Raw genomic sequence first — 17,984 nt, 5'->3', positions numbered from 1 at the left:
GGCAAGCCATGCTCCTACAGAGAGTACGACGCAAAACCTGTAGGAGCAAAGCTTGCTCGCGATGAGGCCCTCAATCCAATCCGAGTTTTTTGAGCCTGTAGCGCATCGATCTAAACGACAGATTCAACCGCTGAGCCGCCGCCGTGCGGTTCCAGCGGGTCTCTTCCAGAGCCTGGAGAAGCAGTTGGCGTTCAACGTTTTCCAGGTACGCCTCCAGGTTATCGATCTGCGTGAGGTCCGGCACGCCCACTTCGGCGGCACAGTTACCTTCGGCCAGGCGCAGGTCGCTGGCCTCGATCTGCTTGTTTTCGCATAAGGTGTGAGCCCGTTCGAGCATGTTCTCGAGCTCGCGCACATTGCCCGGGAAACGGTAGCTTTTCAGGGCGTCGAGGGCATTGGGGTGGAGTTTTGCCGCGGGCTGCCCAGTGTCTGCAGCCAGGCGCTTGAGCACGTGGCTGGCCAGCGGCTCGATGTCGTCACGGCGTTCGCGCAAAGGTGGAACCCGCAGCTCGATCACGTTCAGGCGGTAGTACAAGTCCTGGCGAAAACGTTCAGCAGCGACTTCGGCGCCAAGGTCTTTGTGGGTGGCGCACAGTATGCGCACATCGACCACCACCTCCAATTGCCCACCGACGCTGCGTACAGCTTTCTCCTGGATAGCCCGCAGCAGTTTGACTTGCATCGGCAGAGGCAGGTCTGCCACTTCGTCGAGAAACAGGGTGCCGCCGTGGGCTGCCTGGAACAATCCGGGTTTGTCCTCGATGGCGCCACTGAAGCTGCCTTTGCGATGGCCGAAAAACTCGCTTTCCATCAGCTCGGTCGGAATCGCGCCGCAATTGACCGGGACAAAGGGTTGGTGAGCCCGTGGTCCTCGCTCATGAATCAGTCGGGCGACCAATTCCTTGCCACTGCCGGATTCGCCACTGATGTACACCGGTGCCTGGCTGCGGGCCAGTTTGTCGATCTGCTTGCGCAGATTGCGCATGGGTAGCGAGTCGCCCAGCAAGCGGCGATCGATGGCGTTGCCAGGGGCGGGCAGCAGCAAGGCACTGGTCACCAGTTCCCGCAGGCGGGTCAGGTCCACTGGCTTGGTCAGAAAATCGAACGCACCGGCCTTCAGCGCATTGATCGCCGTGTCGAGGTTGCCATAGGCCGTGATCATGGCCACCGGGACTTGGGGGTAGCGTTGCTGGATGTGTTGCACCAGCTCGAGGCCGCTGCCGTCCGGCAAGCGCATGTCGGTCAGGCACAGGTCGAACGTCTCGCGCTGGAGCAGGGCCAGGGCCTCGCCAGCGTTGCGGGCGCTGTAGGTATCGAGTTTCATCCGTCCCAGGGTGATGTCCAGGAGTTCGCGGATGTCCGGTTCGTCGTCGACGATCAGGACTTTTTGCCGTGGGCTCATGTTCAACCTTGTTTGCGTCCGTGAGCAAAGGTGATGCGAAAGCAGCCGCCGCCTTGGCGTGATTTGAAGTCCAGGCGGGCCTGGTTGCTTTCGCACAGCTCACGGGACAGGTAAAGCCCCAAGCCAGTGCCCCGGTGGCTGGTGGTGAAGAAAGGCTCGAACAATTGCGCTTGATGCTCCGGGGCCACGCCGGGGCCGTCGTCGAGGATTTCGAGGATCGGCAGCTGGCTGTCGGGATCGGTGAACAACTCAAGCCAGACCTGTGCCTGGTCGTGGTTCAGGGCGCTATGGCGCCATGCATTGCGTATCAGGTTGTCGAGAATCTGCTCCAGCTGGTTCGGGTCCATCAAGGTCTTGAGGTCACCGGAAGCAATGTGTAAATGGATCTTCTGGCGCTCGCTCGCCTGCTCGCGGGTTGCCATCACGAACTGTTCCAGCCACGGCTTCAAGTCGAGTCGTTGGGCCACGGTTTGCTGGCGGCGGGACAGTTGCAGAACGTTTTCGATAACCCGATTCATGCGCTGAGAGTGGTCTTGAATAATCTGCGTCAGACGTCGGTCCGCGGCATTCAGTTCCTCCGATTCTCGCAATAGCTGCGCGGCGTGACTGATGGCGCCCAACGGATTGCGGATTTCATGGGCGATACCGGCGGTCAGGCGGCCGAGGGCGGCGAGCTTCAGTTGCTGAGCCTGTTGAGTGATCTGTGCGAGGTCTTCGAGAAAGACCAGTGTCTGGTGATGCGGGCTGGGGTTCAGGGCAATGAAGCTCGGCTGCAGTTCAAGGCCACTGCTGGCGATCTTCAGGCTTTGCGGGCGCAGCGTCGGGTTGTTGATCCACAGTTGCAGACGCTCGACCAGGGAAGGGGTGTGTTCGTCAATCCGTCGGCCTTCGAGGCGCTCGCAGCCAAGCAGGGTCAAGGCGCTATGATTGGCCAGTTGTACGCGCCATTGGTCGTCAAGCACCAGGATGCCAGTGCGCATGCGTTGCAGGATCAGGGCATTGAGGGCTTCCAGGCCGACGACTTCGCTGGCCTTCTGCTGCGCCAGGGTTTCGCTGACTTCCAGTCGTCGGACCAGGCCTTGTACCAGCAGCGCAGCGGCAAAACACAGGGCTCCGAGCGTGCCGACCTGCAAGTAATCATTGGGGCTGGCGCGATGGCTGAAATGCAGCAGGAAACTCGAACCCAGGATGCCAAGTGCGCTGATGGCGGCAATCAGCAGGCCGATGCGTCTTCGCAACAAGGTATTGCTGATGGCCACCGAGACGATCAGTAAGTTGCCAATAGCGCTGGCCACTCCGCCGCCGGCATAGAACAACGCGCAAAGCAGCAGGACGTCGACCAGCGCCAGGCTGAACAGTTGCGCCGGGCGGCGGGTGTTCTCGAAGAACACCACCAGCAGGATATTCAGCACCAGATACAACCAGCTGCCGCTGCGCAGCAGGTCGTCATTGGCGGACGTCAGCAACCGGTTGTCCATGTTGCTGGAAATCAGCAGCACCAGGGTGATGCCGATGCTTAAACGGTAGAGGTGATAAAGACGCAGCAGTCGCTGGGCCTGTTTGTCGCCGGGACTGGACGTCTCAGCGATCACTTGAGCCGGGGCCTTGCTCAAGGTGAGCCTGGCTGCAATACCACTGTTGTTGAAGTCTCAGTGCGCGGTCGCGGGGTAGGTGCACGCCGCAATGGGCGCAGCGGACCATGGGAGCTGCTTCCAGCTCGGCGGAGGACTTGGGTGCAGAAGCCTGGCCCTTGTACTTGCGCCAGAGCCAAACAGCGGTGGCAATCACGGCGATCCAGAATAATAAACGAAGCATGGTGAGCTGCTTTATGACGGATGAATCGCCAGTTTAGCCAAGGACATGGCAGGCGCACAGCGTATTCGCGCCGCATAAAAACGGCGCAATAAAAAAGGGAGACTCAAAAGTCTCCCTTTCTGCACCGCCGGTCGTATTAGTCGAATACGCCGAAGGTCATGTAGCTGAACCACGAGCGGTCTTCATTATTGCCTTCCGCTTCGTGTTCCTCTTCCTCGATCACATCGCCGTTGCTGTCTTTAGGCTTGAGCTCGCTCGGAATCGCGTCCTTGGCGTCCTGGAACTGCTTCTGCACGTCCTGGTTGGCGCGGGTTTCTCCCGGCGGCAGCGGAGCACTGGATTCGATCAGGCCCAGGGTGGCCTTGCTCAGCCACGAACGGTTGTCGGCTTCGTCCATCGACGGTACGAACTGACCGTCCACCAGGCTTGGGTGGTTCGGGTAGTTGAGCTTCAGGGTTTCGAGGCTGGTGGCAGCCAGTTCGTCCAGGTGCAGGCGCTGGTAGGCCTCGGTCATCACCGCCAGGCCGTCGCCGACCGAAGGGGTTTCCTGGAAGTTTTCCACCACGTAGCGACCGCGGTTCGCGGCGGCGACATAGGCCTGGCGGGTCAGGTAATAGTCGGCCACGTGGATTTCGTAGGCTGCCAGCAGGTTGCGCAGGTAGATCATGCGCTGCTTGGCGTCCGGCGAGTAGCGGCTGTTCGGGAAGCGGCTGGTCAGTTGGGCGAACTCGTTGTAGGAGTCGCGAGCGGCACCCGGGTCACGCTTGGTCATGTCCAGCGGCAGGAAACGCGACAGCAGGCCAACGTCCTGGTCAAACGAAGTCAGGCCCTTGAGGTAGTAGGCGTAATCGACGTTCGGATGCTGGGGGTGCAGGCGAATGAAGCGCTCGGCAGCCGCCTTCGCGGCTTCTGGTTCGGCGTTCTTGTAGTTGGCATAGATCAGCTCCAGTTGAGCCTGATCGGCATAACGACCGAACGGATAGCGCGATTCCAGAGCCTTCAGCTTGGCAGTGGCGCTGGTGTAGCTGTCATTGTCCAGATCGGCTTGAGCCTGTTGGTACAACTCGACTTCGCTCAGGTTTTCGTCTACGACTTCCTTCGAAGAGCAAGCAGCGGTCAATGCGAGGATGGCGATCAGCAGCAGGTGTTTCACTTGCATGGCGGCTTGCGTCCCTATGACGGCCGCTGTCTTGGGCGAGGCCGTCCTGTTATGATGAGCGCCCCGTTGAATAGCCTCGGGGCAAAAGACGCCGTATTTAACCACAAGCGCGCAGCCGAAACCAAAGGCTGTGCCGACGCCCAGTCCGAGCATGTCCGATAAAATTGAACTTCGCGCAGAGGTGCCGTCCGAATTGGGCGGCCAACGCCTCGATCAAGTCGCCGCACAATTATTCGCTGAGCACTCGCGCTCGCGCCTTTCCGCCTGGATCAAAGACGGCCGCCTGACTGTGGATGGGGCGGTTGTCCGCCCGCGAGACATCGTTCACGGTGGCGCCATTCTTGAACTCACTGCCGAGCAGGAAGCTCAGGGCGAATGGGTCGCTCAAGACATCGCCCTGGACATCGTCTACGAAGACGACGACATCCTGGTGATCAATAAACCCGCGGGCCTGGTGGTGCATCCGGCCGCCGGCCACGCTGATGGCACCTTGCTCAATGCCTTGCTGCATCACGTGCCGGACATCATCAATGTGCCCCGCGCCGGGATCGTGCATCGCCTGGACAAGGACACCACCGGTCTGATGGTGGTGGCCAAGACCATTCAGGCGCAGACGCAGCTGGTGACACAGTTGCAGAGCCGCAGCGTCAGCCGGATCTACGAGTGCATCGTGATCGGCGTGGTGACGGCTGGCGGCAAGATCAACGCGCCAATCGGTCGTCATGGCCAGCAACGCCAGCGGATGGCCGTGATGGAAGGTGGCAAGCAGGCCGTCAGCCATTACCGCGTGCTCGAGCGTTTCCGTTCCCACACCCACGTGCGGGTGAAGCTGGAAACCGGTCGTACGCACCAGATTCGCGTGCACATGGCGCACATCAACTTCCCGTTGGTCGGAGACCCTGCCTATGGCGGTCGTTTCCGGATTCCGCCGGCAGCCAACCCGACCATGGTCGAGTCGCTGAAGAACTTCCCGCGTCAGGCGCTGCATGCGCGGTTCCTGGAGCTGGATCACCCGACCACCGGTATCCGCATGAGCTGGGAGTCGCCGCTGCCGGAAGACTTCGTCTGGTTGCTGACCCTGCTCAAGCAAGACCGCGAGGCGTTTGTCGGATGAGTGACTGGCTGATTCCTGACTGGCCCGCGCCGGCCGGGGTCAAAGCCTGTGTGACCACCCGTGCGGGCGGCGTCAGTGTGGCGCCGTTCGACAGCCTCAATCTTGGCGATCACGTCGATGACAGCCCCGAAGCTGTCGCCGAAAATCGCCGTCGTCTTACCGAACACTTCTCCATTCAACCGGCCTGGCTGCAGCAGGTCCACGGCATTGTCGTGGCGCATGCGGACCCGAGCCGGGTGGTGACTGCCGACGCCAGTTGGACGGCAACTCCCGGTATCGCCTGTGCGGCGATGACTGCCGATTGCCTGCCCGCACTGTTTTGCGACCGTGCCGGTACCCGCGTTGCAGCGGCCCATGCCGGTTGGCGCGGATTGGCGGCGGGTGTGCTGGAAGCCACGCTCGACACGCTGGCATTGCCATCAGATGAAGTGCTTGTCTGGTTGGGCCCGGCCATTGGCCCGAAAGCGTTTGAAGTCGGCCCGGAAGTGCGCGAAACATTCGTCGAGCAACTGCCCGAAGCTGCTCAAGCTTTTGCGCCGAGTCACAGCGCCGGCAAGTTCATGGCCGACATCTATATGCTCGCGCGCTTGCGTCTGGCGGCTCGCGGTGTAACGGCTGTCTATGGTGGCGGTTTCTGTACCGTGACCGATCCCCGCTTCTTTTCTTACCGCCGAAGCCCGCGAACTGGTCGGTTTGCCTCCCTTATCTGGCTCGACCGCTAGACTTGCCTGACCTGCATCAACGCCTCGACGCTTGAAACTCCCAGAATCGACCGCATCTATTGTGGTATCTGGCAGGTTTCTTCATTCAGGATGTTTTATAGGTCCGGCCTGCTCAAAAGGAAGGTGACCCATGCGTATAGACCGTTTAACCAGCAAATTGCAGTTAGCGTTGTCCGATGCCCAATCCCTGGCCGTCGGTCTCGATCATCCGGCCATCGAGCCGGCGCATTTGATGCAAGCCCTGCTCGAACAACAGGGCGGCTCGATCAAGCCCCTGTTGATGCAAGTGGGCTTCGACGTCAACAGCCTGCGTAAAGAGCTGACCAAAGAGCTCGACCAGCTGCCGAAAATCCAGAATCCGACCGGCGACGTGAATATGTCGCAGGATCTGGCGCGTCTGCTCAACCAGGCCGATCGCCTGGCCCAGCAGAAGGGCGACCAGTTCATTTCCAGTGAGCTGGTGCTGCTCGCCGCCATGGACGAGAACAGCAAGATCGGCAAGCTGTTGCTCGGCCAGGGTGTGAGCAAGAAGGCCCTGGAGAACGCGATCAACAACCTGCGCGGTGGCGAGGCGGTCAATGACCCTAACCACGAGGAAGCACGCCAGGCCTTGGACAAATACACCGTCGACCTGACCAAGCGTGCCGAAGACGGCAAGCTCGATCCGGTGATCGGGCGTGACGATGAAATTCGCCGGACGATTCAGGTGCTGCAACGCCGCACCAAGAACAACCCGGTGCTGATCGGTGAGCCTGGCGTGGGTAAAACCGCCATCGCCGAAGGCCTGGCCCAACGCATCATCAATGGCGAAGTGCCCGATGGTCTCAAGGGCAAGCGCCTGCTGTCCCTGGACATGGGGGCATTGATTGCCGGTGCCAAGTATCGCGGCGAGTTCGAAGAGCGCCTGAAATCCCTGCTCAATGAACTGTCGAAGCAAGAAGGGCAGATCATTCTGTTCATCGACGAATTGCACACCATGGTCGGCGCCGGTAAGGGCGAGGGCTCGATGGATGCGGGCAACATGCTCAAGCCAGCCTTGGCCCGTGGTGAATTGCATTGCGTTGGTGCTACCACGCTCAACGAGTACCGCCAATACATAGAGAAGGACGCCGCCCTGGAGCGACGCTTCCAGAAAGTGCTGGTGGACGAGCCGAGCGAAGAAGACACCATCGCCATCCTGCGTGGCCTGAAAGAGCGCTACGAGGTCCACCACAAGGTGGCGATCACCGACGGCGCGATCATTGCGGCGGCCAAGCTCAGCCATCGCTATATCACTGACCGGCAGTTGCCGGACAAGGCCATCGACTTGATCGACGAGGCCGCCAGCCGCATCCGCATGGAGATCGACTCCAAGCCGGAAGTGCTGGATCGCCTGGAACGTCGTCTGATTCAGCTGAAGGTGGAATCCCAGGCACTGAAGAAAGAAAGCGACGAAGCGGCGATTAAACGTCTGGAGAAACTCCAGGAAGAAATCGCTCGTCTGGAGCGTGAGTACTCGGATCTTGAAGAGATCTGGAACTCGGAAAAAGCCGAGGTGCAGGGTTCGGCGCAGATCCAGCAGAAGATCGAACAGTCACGTCAGGAGCTGGAAAGCGCTCGCCGCAAAGGCGACCTGAACCGCATGGCCGAGTTGCAGTACGGGGTGATCCCGGACCTGGAGCGCAGCCTGCAAATGGTCGATCAACATGGCAAAAGCGAAAACCAGTTGCTGCGCAGCAAGGTGACTGAAGAGGAAATCGCCGAAGTCGTGTCGAAATGGACCGGCATTCCCGTGTCGAAAATGCTCGAGGGCGAGCGCGAAAAACTGATGAAGATGGAAAGCCTGTTGCACCAGCGTGTGATCGGCCAGGACGAAGCAGTGGTCGCCGTTTCCAACGCGGTACGGCGCTCCCGCGCCGGGTTGTCCGACCCCAATCGCCCGAGCGGCTCGTTCATGTTCCTCGGCCCGACCGGTGTCGGTAAAACCGAGCTGTGCAAGGCGCTGGCGGAATTCCTTTTTGATACTGAAGAGGCGATGGTGCGGATCGACATGTCCGAGTTCATGGAGAAACATTCCGTGGCTCGCCTGATCGGTGCGCCACCCGGCTACGTCGGTTACGAAGAGGGCGGTTACCTGACCGAGGCGGTGCGCCGCAAGCCTTACTCGGTGATCCTCATGGACGAAGTCGAGAAGGCGCACCCGGATGTGTTCAACATTCTTCTCCAGGTGCTGGAAGATGGTCGCCTGACCGACAGCCATGGCCGCACGGTGGACTTCAAGAACACTGTGATTGTCATGACCTCCAACCTGGGCTCGGTGCAGATCCAGGAGCTGGTAGGTGACCGCGAAGCACAGCGCGCGGCGGTGATGGATGCGATTTCCAGCCACTTCCGGCCGGAATTCATCAACCGGGTCGATGAAGTGGTGATCTTCGAGCCATTGGCGCGGGATCAGATCGCTGGCATTACCGAGATCCAGTTGGGTCGCCTGCGCAGTCGCCTGACCGAGCGGGAGTTGAAGCTGGAACTGAGCCCAGAGGCCATGGATAAGCTGATCGCGGTCGGTTACGACCCGGTGTACGGCGCACGGCCGCTCAAACGAGCGATCCAGCGCTGGATCGAGAACCCGCTGGCGCAGTTGATCCTTTCCGGTCGATTCATGCCGGGCGACACGGCGCATGGCGTGGTGGAAAACGACGAAATCGTCTTCGCCTGATCCATAACGGCAGCAAAATCGAAAAGGCCTCGCATTGCGAGGCCTTTTTTTCATTTAGGCTGTTGAACTCAAAGGAAAAGGCTTGTAAAGTGCGCCCCGCAGTAAGTCACCCGCCAGGGTTTCTGCTCCCAAGCAGGAATCTAAAATAAGTTGCAAATCATTAACTTGAAAGCAATTTAGGGGGTTGACAGAGGTTGTAGAGATTGTAGAATAGCGCGCCTCAGACACACGAACGCAGCGATGCAAACGGGTCGAAGAGAACGCAGTAAAGCTACAAAGTTGTAAATTGAAATATGTAGTTCCGTGATAGCTCAGTCGGTAGAGCAAATGACTGTTAATCATTGGGTCCCAGGTTCGAGTCCTGGTCACGGAGCCAATTTCAAGCCGGGGTATAGCGCAGTCCGGTAGCGCGCCTGCTTTGGGAGCAGGATGTCAGGAGTTCGAATCCCCTTACCCCGACCATTTTTGGGTCGTTAGCTCAGTTGGTAGAGCAGTTGGCTTTTAACCAATTGGTCGTAGGTTCGAATCCCACACGACCCACCATTTTTGAAACCAGCTAACGCTGGAATCGAATCTTAAGATCAGACGCCAAAAGCTCTGTTCGCAGAAGGCGCCTTTCAAAGGTGCCTTTTTTTTACCGGGGTATAGCGCAGTCCGGTAGCGCGCCTGCTTTGGGAGCAGGATGTCAGGAGTTCGAATCCCCTTACCCCGACCATATTAAAAATCCTCGTATCGAAAGATACGGGGATTTTTTTTGTCTGCGAAAAGCTCAGGTGTGCTGCAAATCGCTCAGGTGTGCTGCAAATCATTGTGGGAGCGAGCTTGCTCGCGAAGAGGCCGGGTCAGCCGACATCTATGTTGACTGACCCACCGCTTTCGCGAGCAGGCTCGCTCCCACAGGTTTTTACATCAGTGCAGCTTGAGCCGCGGCTCGGTCCCGCGTCCGATCTTGCTGCCCAGCATCAGCATCGCCGTGCGAAACGTTCCGTACAGAGCCATCTGGTGCATGCGGTACAGCGACACGTAAAACATCCGCGCCAGCCAACCTTCGAGCATTACGCTACCGGTCAGGTTACCCATCAAGTTACCCACAGCCGAAAAACGCGACAACGAGATCAGCGACCCGTAGTCGGTGTACTTGTACTCCGGCAGCGCCTTGCCTTCGATCCGCAACTTCAGCGATTTGGCGAGCAACGAAGCTTGTTGATGCGCAGCCTGGGCGCGCGGCGGCACATTGCGATCAGTGCCCGGTTGCGGGCAAGCCGCGCAGTCACCGAAGGCGAAGATGTTCTCGTCACGGGTGGTTTGCAGGGTAGGCAGCACTTGCAGTTGATTGATGCGGTTGGTCTCCAGGCCATCGATGTCCTTGAGGAACCCTGGCGCACGAATCCCGGCGGCCCAGACTTTCAGGCTGGCGTTGATCACTTTGCCATCCGCGGTGATCAGGCTGTCCGCCGTTACCTCGCTGACTGCGGCGTTGGTCATGACGTTGACCCCGAGTTTTTCCAGGGTTTTATGCACAGGCCCGCCGATCCGTTCCGGCAGGGCCGGCAGCACTCGTGGCCCGGCTTCGATCAGGGTGATGTGCATGTTTTCCGGTTTGATCCGATCCAGGCCATAAGCCGCCAGTTCATGGGCGGCATTATGCAGTTCGGCGGCCAGTTCGACCCCGGTGGCACCGGCACCGACGATGGCGACGCTGATCTGCTCGACCTTGTCGGTCTGCCCCGCGTGCGCGCGCAAGTAGTGGTTGAGCAACTGCTGATGGAAGCGCTCGGCCTGTTTGCGGGTATCCAGGAACAGGCAGTGCTGCGCCGCGCCCTGGGTGCCGAAATCGTTGGTGGTGCTGCCGACGGAGATCACCAGCGAGTCGTAAGGCACTTCCCGGGCGGGCACCAGTTCCAGCCCGGCTTCATCATAAGTGGCGGCCAACTGGATTTTTTTATTGGCGCGATCAAGCCCGCTCATGCGCCCTAGCTGGAACTCGAAGTGGTTCCATTTCGCTTGGGCAACATAGTTGAGTTCGTCTTCGGACGAGTTCAATGACCCGGCCGCGACTTCGTGCAACAGCGGTTTCCAGATGTGGGTCAGGTTCGCGTCGACCAGCATCACGCTGGCCGTGCCGCGCTTGCCCAGAGTCTTACCCAGACGGGTAGCCAACTCCAGACCGCCGGCGCCGCCGCCGACAATTACAATACGATGGGACATGGGGATAACTCGCAAGGCTAAAGGAAATCGGTGTGGTTACCCAAGCGAGCGCGAAGCAGCTCATAGCGTCAGGTAACTGATAAATCGGCTCAACAGGCCCAGACCAATGGTCACTGCCAATACCAGCACCAGGAGCATCCATGGCCGGAAAGGCCGGCGCTCGACTCGGTGTTGGGACAGTTGCAGATACGCTTCGACATGCTTTTGGTCTTCGGGGTTCAGGCGGCTGGTCATAAAGGCCTCGTCAGGTAGACGTTGCTGAAGGTGAAGAAGCTACAGGCAGACTCAACGAACGTTGAATGGAGAATAGCCGCTGTCCGGAATGGGCTCGACGCTCACCGTATCGTCCAGTCGAATGATGCCACTTTGTAACACCCGGGCGGTGATTCCGCCATGTCCGCGCACGGCCTGAAACGTCCCGGGGCCCAGGTTGTGTTGCAGACGTGCGCAGGGCTGGCACCAGCCGGTGGTTTCGAAAATCGCCTGGCCGATTCGGAAACGCCGGCCCTTGAGGCTGAACAGATTGATCCCACTGATAACGAGATTGCGCCGCAAATCTTCAGGCTTGACCGGTTGATCGTCCGGGCGGCCCATCAGCGAACTGATCACCGCCAGATGCTCCCACTGAATCAGCGTCACCTGCCGTGCATTGCGTACGCCGGGTCGGGCGCGATCGCCAGTCAAGCCGGCCTCCAGTCGCGCTTCCACGGCATCCAGTTCGATCATCGGTACGTGACGTTCCGGGCGCACGCCAATCCAGCGTACGCGGCCGGTTTGCGGGACTTCGGCAATCAGTTCCTGCAATGGACTCACAGGCTGATCCCGACGTCGAACACGATGCTGCGTCCCAGGTTGCTGCGCAGGAAGTCCGGCGCATCGGGATGCGCGAACAAAACACGTGCGAAAGTCGGGCCCACCAGCGACAGCGAGCGCCAGCCCTGGCGCAGGTATTCGGTGGGCGGCGGGAAATGACTGTTGAGGTCCAGCACTTCGCGCTTGAGGCTGGCGAAGGCAATGATGTCCAGTTCGCCCAGATCCATGCCGCGTTCTTTGTAGTTGTGCGCTTTTTTGCGCAAGGTCGGCGCCAGCCGCAGCAGGAACTCGTTGGCCGGTATGCGACGGGGCTTGGCCTCGCGCCGTACCAGCTGGCTCAGGGAGAACGCGCTGCGCCGCCGCTGCAGTTCGTCGCGCCACTCATCATTGAGGCGTCGGCCCTCGTCGAGCACGAAGAACACCTCGAAACTGGCGTCGCGAAACAACACGTCCGGCGGCTCCCCGGCCGGGGCGAATTCGTCGGCACGGTAGGGAATGTTCAGGCCTTGCAGCAGGCGTTGGCAGACCCAACGCTCACGCTCCCATTTGCGGGCATTGGACAGGAACGCGTTGGCTTGCTCGGCCGCAATGGTCAGCAGGCGTAAGTAATCTGAATCATCCATACGCCCAAGCTTAGCGCTCAAATGTGATTGCAAAGAAGACAGTTTATCGGAGAGGGGCAAATCCTCGCGCCTTCCAGCCCGGTTCAGGGCACTGCACAAAACGGATAGTGGTCTGCGCAATGCGGATATTGACCCGCGCCTGGTGACTCTACCCTCGGCTGTACGGACGTGAGCCGTGCTACCGCTGCTCCTGAAAAAACAACAACAAGAGATGAATGCCATGCGCAAGATCGACGTACATGAGGTTATCGACAACGCTCGGTTCAACCGCTTTCACTGGATGGTGCTGTTCTGGTGTGCCCTGATCATCATTTTCGATGGTTACGATCTGGTGATCTACGGCGTGGTCTTGCCGATGCTGATGAAAGAGTGGGGGCTCAGTCCTCTGCAGGCCGGTGCACTGGGCAGCTATGCACTGTTCGGCATGATGTTCGGCGCGCTGTTCTTCGGACCGCTGTCGGACAGGATCGGCCGCAAGAAAGCCATCACGATCTGCGTGATCCTCTTCAGTGGTTTTACCGTGCTCAACGGGTTCGCCCGAAATCCTACCGAGTTTGGTCTTTGTCGCTTCATTGCCGGCCTGGGCATTGGTGGCGTGATGCCCAATGTCGTGGCGTTGATGAACGAATACGCGCCGAAAAAAATCCGCAGCACCCTGGTGGCGATCATGTTCAGTGGCTACTCGGTGGGTGGCATGCTGTCCGCCGGGCTGGGTATCGTGCTGATCCCGAGTTTTGGCTGGCAGTCGGTGTTTTATGTGGCGGTCCTGCCATTGCTGCTGTTGCCGCTGATCATGTACTTCCTGCCCGAGTCGGTGGGTTTCATGCTGCGCCAGGGGCGCAATGAAGAAGCCCGCAACATTCTCCAGCGGATCGACCCGGCCTACGTCGCACAGACCGATGATCAGTTGCACATGAATGAAGTGAAGGGCACTGGCACTCCGGTGTTGCAGCTGTTCCGCGAGGGCCGTGCACTGCGCACGTTGATGTTGTGGCTGGCGTTTTTCTGCTGCCTGCTGATGGTCTACGCCTTGAGCTCCTGGCTGCCCAAACTGATGGCCAACGCCGGTTACAGCCTGGGCTCGAGCCTGTCGTTCCTGCTGGTGCTGAACTTCGGGGCGATCTTCGGTGCAGTCGGCGGCGGTGTGCTGGGTGACAAGCTCAACCTGCCGCGTGTGCTATCGGTGTTCTTCGCCATGGCGGCGGTGTCGATCACTCTGTTGGGCTTCAACAGCCCGATGCCGGTGTTGTACCTGCTGATCGCCATCGCCGGCGCCACCACCATTGGCTCGCAGATTCTGTTGTACGCGTGCGCCGCCCAGTTCTACTCCATGAACATCCGCTCTACCGGTCTGGGCTGGGCTTCTGGCATCGGGCGCAATGGTGCGATCGTCGGACCACTGCTGGGGGGGGCCTTGCTCGGGATCAGCCTGCCGCTGCAACTGAACTTCATGGCGTTTGCCTTGCCCGGTGCGATTGCCGCCGTCGCCATGACGGTGTTCGCCATCAGCAGTCGGCGCAGTGCCCGACAACCACTACCAGGCGCGCAGCAGGGCTCGTCTGACGGAGCTGTCGGCGAGGCTTCATGAAAACCTTGATGCGCGACTTTTCCCTGTCTGCGGCCGTCGCCGGATTCATCGCCACAGTGATTTCCTACGCGGGTCCCTTGGTGATTATTTTCCAGGCCGCCGAGGCCGCGCACCTGTCGCGGGAAGTGCTGTCGTCGTGGGTCTGGGCGATTTCCATCGGCAGCGCCGTGCTCGGGATCGGTCTGAGTTTGCGCTACCGCGTGCCAGTGATCATCGCGTGGTCAGCGCCCGGTTCGGCGTTGCTGGTGGCGTTGCTGCCGGGGATCTCGATGCCGGAAGCGGTGGGTGCTTATCTCGTCAGCAGCCTGATCATTTTCCTGGTCGGGGTGTCGGGGGCGTTTGACCGGATCATCGGCAAGCTGCCGGCAGCGGTTGCGGCGGCGATGCTGGCGGGGATTCTGTTCAGCTTCGGCACCGGGTTGTTCGTCTCGTTGCAGGGTAAGCCGTTGCTGGTGCTGGCGATGTTTGCCACGTACCTGATCTGCAAACGGCTGATGCCGCGTTATGCGGTGCTGATGGTCCTGCTGGTGGGCTGCTCGATGGCTTTGCTCGCCGGTGATCTGCATCGCGAGGCGTTGGTCATCGGTTTGGCCACGCCGGTGTGGATCACCCCGGCGTTCAGCCTCAGCGCAACGCTGAACATCGCCTTGCCGCTGGTGATGGTGGCGCTGACCGGCCAGTTCGTTCCCGGCATGGCGGTGTTGCGCGCCAGCGGCTACGCCACGCCATCCGGCCCGATCATCGCCAGCAGCGCATTGGGCACGGCACTGTTGGCGCCGTTCGGTTGCCACGGGCTGAATCTGGCGGCGATTACTGCGGCCATTTGCACTGGCCGCGAGGCCCACGAAGATCCCGGCAAGCGCTATGTGGCAGGGGTGGTGGGTGGCCTGTGTTACCTGGTGCTGGGGATCTTTGGCGCCACCCTGGTCTCACTGTTTTCCGCATTCCCCAAGGAACTGATCGCGGCGCTTGCCGGGCTGGCGCTGTTCGCCGCGATTGCCGGGGCGTTGGCGGGCGCGATGGCGGTGCCAGGTGATCGCGAAGCCGCGCTGGTGACCTTTCTCACCACCGCCTCGGGCATGTCGCTGTTTGGGTTGTCCGCTGCCTTTTGGGGGCTGATTTTCGGCATGGCCACCCACTTGATGTTGAGCACCCGTCGCCCCGTCTCTCGCAGTGAATCCACTGCTGAAGCACTTCAACCTGTCGATCAATAAAAATAAGAGAAAAAAACGATGAAACAGATTCTTCCAACAACCGGTTCAGTGTTGTCCATGGCTGTCGTCTCGAGTTTCTCCTCTGGCGCTACTGCCGCCGAGGGCGGTTTCATCGAAGACACCACGGCCACCCTGCAAGCACGCAATTACTACTTCAGCCGGGACTTTTCCGACATCGTCGGGGCAAATCAACAATCGAAGGCCGAAGAATGGGCGCAGGGATTCATCCTCAACGTTAAATCGGGTTATACCCAAGGGCCCGTCGGTTTCGGCGTGGATGTGATCGGCCTGCTCGGCCTCAAGCTCGACAGCAGCCCGGATCGGGTCAATACCGGTTTGCTGCCCGTACAGGATGACGGGCGCGCGGCGGACAATTACAGCCGTCTGGAGGGCGCGTTGAAGGTGCGCTACTCCAAAACCGAACTGAAGGCGGGTGAGCTGCAACCCAACCTGCCGGTGCTGGTGTTCAGTGATATCCGACTGCTACCGCCCAGCTATCAGGGTGCGAGCATCAGCTCCAATGAGATCAATGGCCTGACACTGCAGGCCGGTCATTTGAATACGACCAGCCTGCGCAACGAAGCCGGTGACGAAAAAATGCAGGCCATGCTCGGTCACGTACCGCAACGTCAGGTCAGCAGTGACGGCTTCAATTTTGCCGGTGCCGATTACGTCTTCAACGATAAACGCAGCTCGGTCAGCGCCTGGTTCGGGCAACTGGAAGATATCTACAACCAGCGCTTCCTGGGTTTCAAGCACAGCCAGCCGATGGGTGACTGGATATTGGGGGCAAACCTCGGCTACTTCGATTCGCGCGAGGACGGCAAAAAGCTGCTGGGCAATATCGACAACCAGGCGTTCTTCTCGCTTCTGTCGGCCAAGCGTGGCGGTCACACGTTTTATGTCGGTTATCAGGGCATGTTCGGCGACAGCGCGTTCCCACGGGTGTTTGCCAACATCTCACCGCTGGGCAACGAAGTGCCGACCTACGAGTTCGCCTACACCGACGAGCGCTCCTGGCAGGCGCGTTACGACTATGACTTCGCGGCCCTGGGAGTACCGGGACTGACCAGTACCCTGCGCTACATCAGCGGCAACAATGTCGATACCGGCAAGGGGTATGAGGGCAAGGACCGTGAGCGTGACCTGGACATCGGCTATGTGCTGCAGAGCGGCAGCCTCAAAGGCCTCGGCATTCGTGTGCGCAATGCGATGGCGCGTTCCAACTACCGCAGTGATATCGATGAGAATCGCTTGATCCTCAGTTACACCTGGACACTGCTATGAGCCACTGATCACAGGTTGCTCGTGCAATCACCCATGACTTCGTATGTCACGCGACGGGTCTGAGCCTGATGATCGACATACACCATGGTCGCTGGCACAACGCCGCACGCGGTGGCGGTGTCCGACACGGAAACCACCTTGGCGATGTCCAGCGGCTGTGCCGGGTTATACAAGACAGCGAGCGGCTCGTTGTCAGCGGCCATGGCCGAGGTGGCGATAAGGGCCAGAAACAGGCTGATCAAGGTTTTCATTTTTCTGTACTCCGCGTTGATTCCGATACCTGAATTCTAGTCTTCGCCCGCAACCGAAAAAGGGGCCAACGCCTGATACAGCCTTACATTAAACGTAACAGTCACCCACCCTGGAGGGCTCATGGATTTGCTTAACAACTTGCGCGTGTTCGTCCGTGTCGTGGACTGCGCAAGTTTCACCGCCGCCGCCGACGCACTGGAATTGTCCACCGCGCAAGTCTCGCGCCTGGTCGCGGACCTGGAGCAGCATGTGCAAGCGCGCCTGCTGCAACGCACCACGCGGCGCTTGAGCCTGACCGAGGCCGGCGAGCGCTTCCTGTTGCGCAGTCGCCTGATACTCGAAGAAATGGAGGAGGCGACCGCGGAGGCTCGCGGCGCCCATCTCAAGCCAAGCGGTCGGTTGCGGGTGCACAGCATGAACGGCCTGGGGGTGTTGATCACGCCGCTGATTGCCCGGTACAGCGAGCTTTATCCCGATGTGGTATTCGAGCTGACCCTGTCGCAGCGCAATCCGGATCCTTTGGAAGAAGGGCACGATGTAGTTATTTCGATTGCCCACGAATTGGCCGATTCGCAATTCGTCGCCCAGGCCATCGGGCAAATCTACAGCGTGCCCTGCGCTTCCCCGGAGTACCTGCAACGCCTTGGTGTACCGGACAATCCGCTGGCGCTGAACGATCACCAGTGTTTGCGGATGCTCGACCCGTTGTACAGCGATCAATGGCTGTTCCAGGACGAAGCGGGCGAGCATGCCGTCAGCCCGGCCAGGACCTTCCAATGCAACGTCGCCGAGTCGATGGTCAAGGCTTCGGAGGCGGGCATGGGCATCAGCCTGATACCGTTTTACACCGCGACGCGGCCCCTGAGCGACGGCACCTTGTTGCGCTTGCTGCCGGACTACCGCCCGCGTCAGCGCAATGTGTATGCGCTGTATCCGTCGCGGCGCTTTCTCGATGCCAAGGTCCGCACGTGGGTGGACTTTCTCAAGGCCGAGTTACCCCGCTTGTTCGCTGAGCATGAAGCAGTGATGAACGATCCACGGCATTGGGCGTGAGGTCGAAGGGCGGGCAAAGGGCGGTGTAGACTGGGAGCC

The 17,984-nt window shown here is 59.9% G+C and carries 16 protein-coding genes and 4 tRNA genes; 11 read left to right on the top strand and 9 right to left on the bottom strand.

Features of this window, described 5'->3' with window-relative positions; genetic code table 11:
* Positions 1-70: 70 nt before the first annotated feature.
* The 4 genes from ACA058_RS26730 to ACA058_RS26715 form a co-directional block, all read right to left on the bottom strand.
* Positions 71-1,402 (bottom strand): sigma-54-dependent transcriptional regulator, encoded by a 1,332-nt coding sequence (locus tag ACA058_RS26730; protein WP_497636628.1) that lies wholly within the window; start codon positions 1,400-1,402, stop codon positions 71-73.
* A gap of 2 nt (positions 1,403-1,404) precedes the next feature.
* Positions 1,405-2,994 (bottom strand): sensor histidine kinase, encoded by a 1,590-nt coding sequence (locus tag ACA058_RS26725; protein ID WP_497640010.1) that lies wholly within the window; start codon positions 2,992-2,994, stop codon positions 1,405-1,407.
* Positions 2,984-3,217, bottom strand: coding sequence for a PP0621 family protein (locus ACA058_RS26720; RefSeq protein ID WP_497636627.1), 234 nt, complete (start codon positions 3,215-3,217; stop codon positions 2,984-2,986). The genes ACA058_RS26725 and ACA058_RS26720 overlap by 11 nt, the downstream gene beginning before the upstream one ends.
* 136 nt (positions 3,218-3,353) lie before the next feature.
* The gene (locus tag ACA058_RS26715) at positions 3,354-4,376 is read right to left on the bottom strand and encodes an outer membrane protein assembly factor BamD (RefSeq protein ID WP_497636626.1); all 1,023 of its coding nucleotides are present in this window, start codon (positions 4,374-4,376) and stop codon (positions 3,354-3,356) included.
* Positions 4,377-4,527: 151 nt separating this feature from the next.
* On the opposite strand from ACA058_RS26715, the gene rluD reads away from it, so the two are divergent.
* From rluD to ACA058_RS26680, 7 genes are all read left to right on the top strand, one after another.
* Positions 4,528-5,490 (top strand): 23S rRNA pseudouridine(1911/1915/1917) synthase RluD, encoded by a 963-nt coding sequence (gene rluD, locus ACA058_RS26710; RefSeq protein WP_497636625.1) that lies wholly within the window; start codon positions 4,528-4,530, stop codon positions 5,488-5,490.
* Positions 5,487-6,212 (top strand): peptidoglycan editing factor PgeF, encoded by a 726-nt coding sequence (gene pgeF, locus ACA058_RS26705; protein WP_497636624.1) that lies wholly within the window; start codon positions 5,487-5,489, stop codon positions 6,210-6,212. The genes rluD and pgeF overlap by 4 nt, the downstream gene beginning before the upstream one ends.
* A gap of 130 nt (positions 6,213-6,342) precedes the next feature.
* Complete coding sequence (gene clpB, locus ACA058_RS26700; RefSeq protein WP_497636623.1) at positions 6,343-8,907, top strand: ATP-dependent chaperone ClpB; 2,565 nt, start codon at positions 6,343-6,345, stop codon at positions 8,905-8,907.
* A gap of 300 nt (positions 8,908-9,207) precedes the next feature.
* Positions 9,208-9,283: transfer RNA gene (locus ACA058_RS26695), tRNA-Asn, on the top strand.
* Positions 9,284-9,292: 9 nt separating this feature from the next.
* Positions 9,293-9,369 (top strand) — tRNA-Pro (locus ACA058_RS26690).
* A gap of 5 nt (positions 9,370-9,374) precedes the next feature.
* A tRNA-Lys gene (locus tag ACA058_RS26685) sits at positions 9,375-9,450 on the top strand.
* Between the two features lie 95 nt (positions 9,451-9,545).
* Positions 9,546-9,622: transfer RNA gene (locus ACA058_RS26680), tRNA-Pro, on the top strand.
* A 194-nt stretch (positions 9,623-9,816) separates the two neighbouring features.
* On the opposite strand, the gene ACA058_RS26675 is transcribed toward ACA058_RS26680, so the two are convergent.
* Genes ACA058_RS26675 through ACA058_RS26660 form a run of 4 tightly spaced genes read right to left on the bottom strand, consistent with a single transcriptional unit; the run spans position 9,817 to position 12,551 of the window.
* Complete coding sequence (locus tag ACA058_RS26675; RefSeq protein ID WP_497636622.1) at positions 9,817-11,115, bottom strand: NAD(P)/FAD-dependent oxidoreductase; 1,299 nt, start codon at positions 11,113-11,115, stop codon at positions 9,817-9,819.
* A gap of 60 nt (positions 11,116-11,175) precedes the next feature.
* Positions 11,176-11,349, bottom strand: a complete 174-nt coding sequence (locus ACA058_RS26670; protein WP_008058327.1) for a DUF3094 family protein — start codon at positions 11,347-11,349, stop codon at positions 11,176-11,178.
* Between the two features lie 51 nt (positions 11,350-11,400).
* Positions 11,401-11,928 carry an MOSC domain-containing protein gene (locus ACA058_RS26665; RefSeq protein WP_497636621.1) on the bottom strand — a complete coding sequence of 176 codons (528 nt, stop codon included), beginning with the start codon at positions 11,926-11,928 and terminating at the stop codon, positions 11,401-11,403.
* Positions 11,925-12,551 carry a DUF1780 domain-containing protein gene (locus ACA058_RS26660; protein WP_007970534.1) on the bottom strand — a complete coding sequence of 209 codons (627 nt, stop codon included), beginning with the start codon at positions 12,549-12,551 and terminating at the stop codon, positions 11,925-11,927. The genes ACA058_RS26665 and ACA058_RS26660 overlap by 4 nt, the downstream gene beginning before the upstream one ends.
* 220 nt (positions 12,552-12,771) lie before the next feature.
* On the opposite strand from ACA058_RS26660, the gene ACA058_RS26655 reads away from it, so the two are divergent.
* From ACA058_RS26655 to ACA058_RS26645, 3 genes are read left to right on the top strand one after another with little or no spacing between them, the layout of a single operon-like run.
* A complete protein-coding gene (locus tag ACA058_RS26655) occupies positions 12,772-14,139 on the top strand; it encodes an aromatic acid/H+ symport family MFS transporter (RefSeq protein ID WP_497640009.1) in 1,368 nt (455 codons plus the stop codon).
* Positions 14,136-15,353 (top strand): benzoate/H(+) symporter BenE family transporter, encoded by a 1,218-nt coding sequence (locus ACA058_RS26650; protein ID WP_497636620.1) that lies wholly within the window; start codon positions 14,136-14,138, stop codon positions 15,351-15,353. Before ACA058_RS26655 ends, ACA058_RS26650 begins: the two co-directional genes overlap by 4 nt.
* 18 nt (positions 15,354-15,371) lie before the next feature.
* Positions 15,372-16,640 carry an OprD family porin gene (locus ACA058_RS26645; RefSeq protein WP_497636619.1) on the top strand — a complete coding sequence of 423 codons (1,269 nt, stop codon included), beginning with the start codon at positions 15,372-15,374 and terminating at the stop codon, positions 16,638-16,640.
* 8 nt (positions 16,641-16,648) lie between these two features.
* Here the strand turns inward: ACA058_RS26645 and ACA058_RS26640 are convergent, their stop codons facing one another.
* Positions 16,649-16,891 carry a DUF2790 domain-containing protein gene (locus ACA058_RS26640; protein WP_497636618.1) on the bottom strand — a complete coding sequence of 81 codons (243 nt, stop codon included), beginning with the start codon at positions 16,889-16,891 and terminating at the stop codon, positions 16,649-16,651.
* 121 nt (positions 16,892-17,012) lie between these two features.
* Between ACA058_RS26640 and ACA058_RS26635 the strand changes: the two genes are divergently transcribed.
* Positions 17,013-17,945, top strand: a complete 933-nt coding sequence (locus ACA058_RS26635; RefSeq protein ID WP_497636617.1) for a LysR family transcriptional regulator — start codon at positions 17,013-17,015, stop codon at positions 17,943-17,945.
* Positions 17,946-17,984: the final 39 nt, after the last annotated feature.

It is taken from the genome of Pseudomonas sp. LBUM1649, assembly GCF_059716155.1.
Note: the sequence above shows the minus strand (reverse complement) of the source record. Positions and strands in the feature narration are given on the sequence as shown.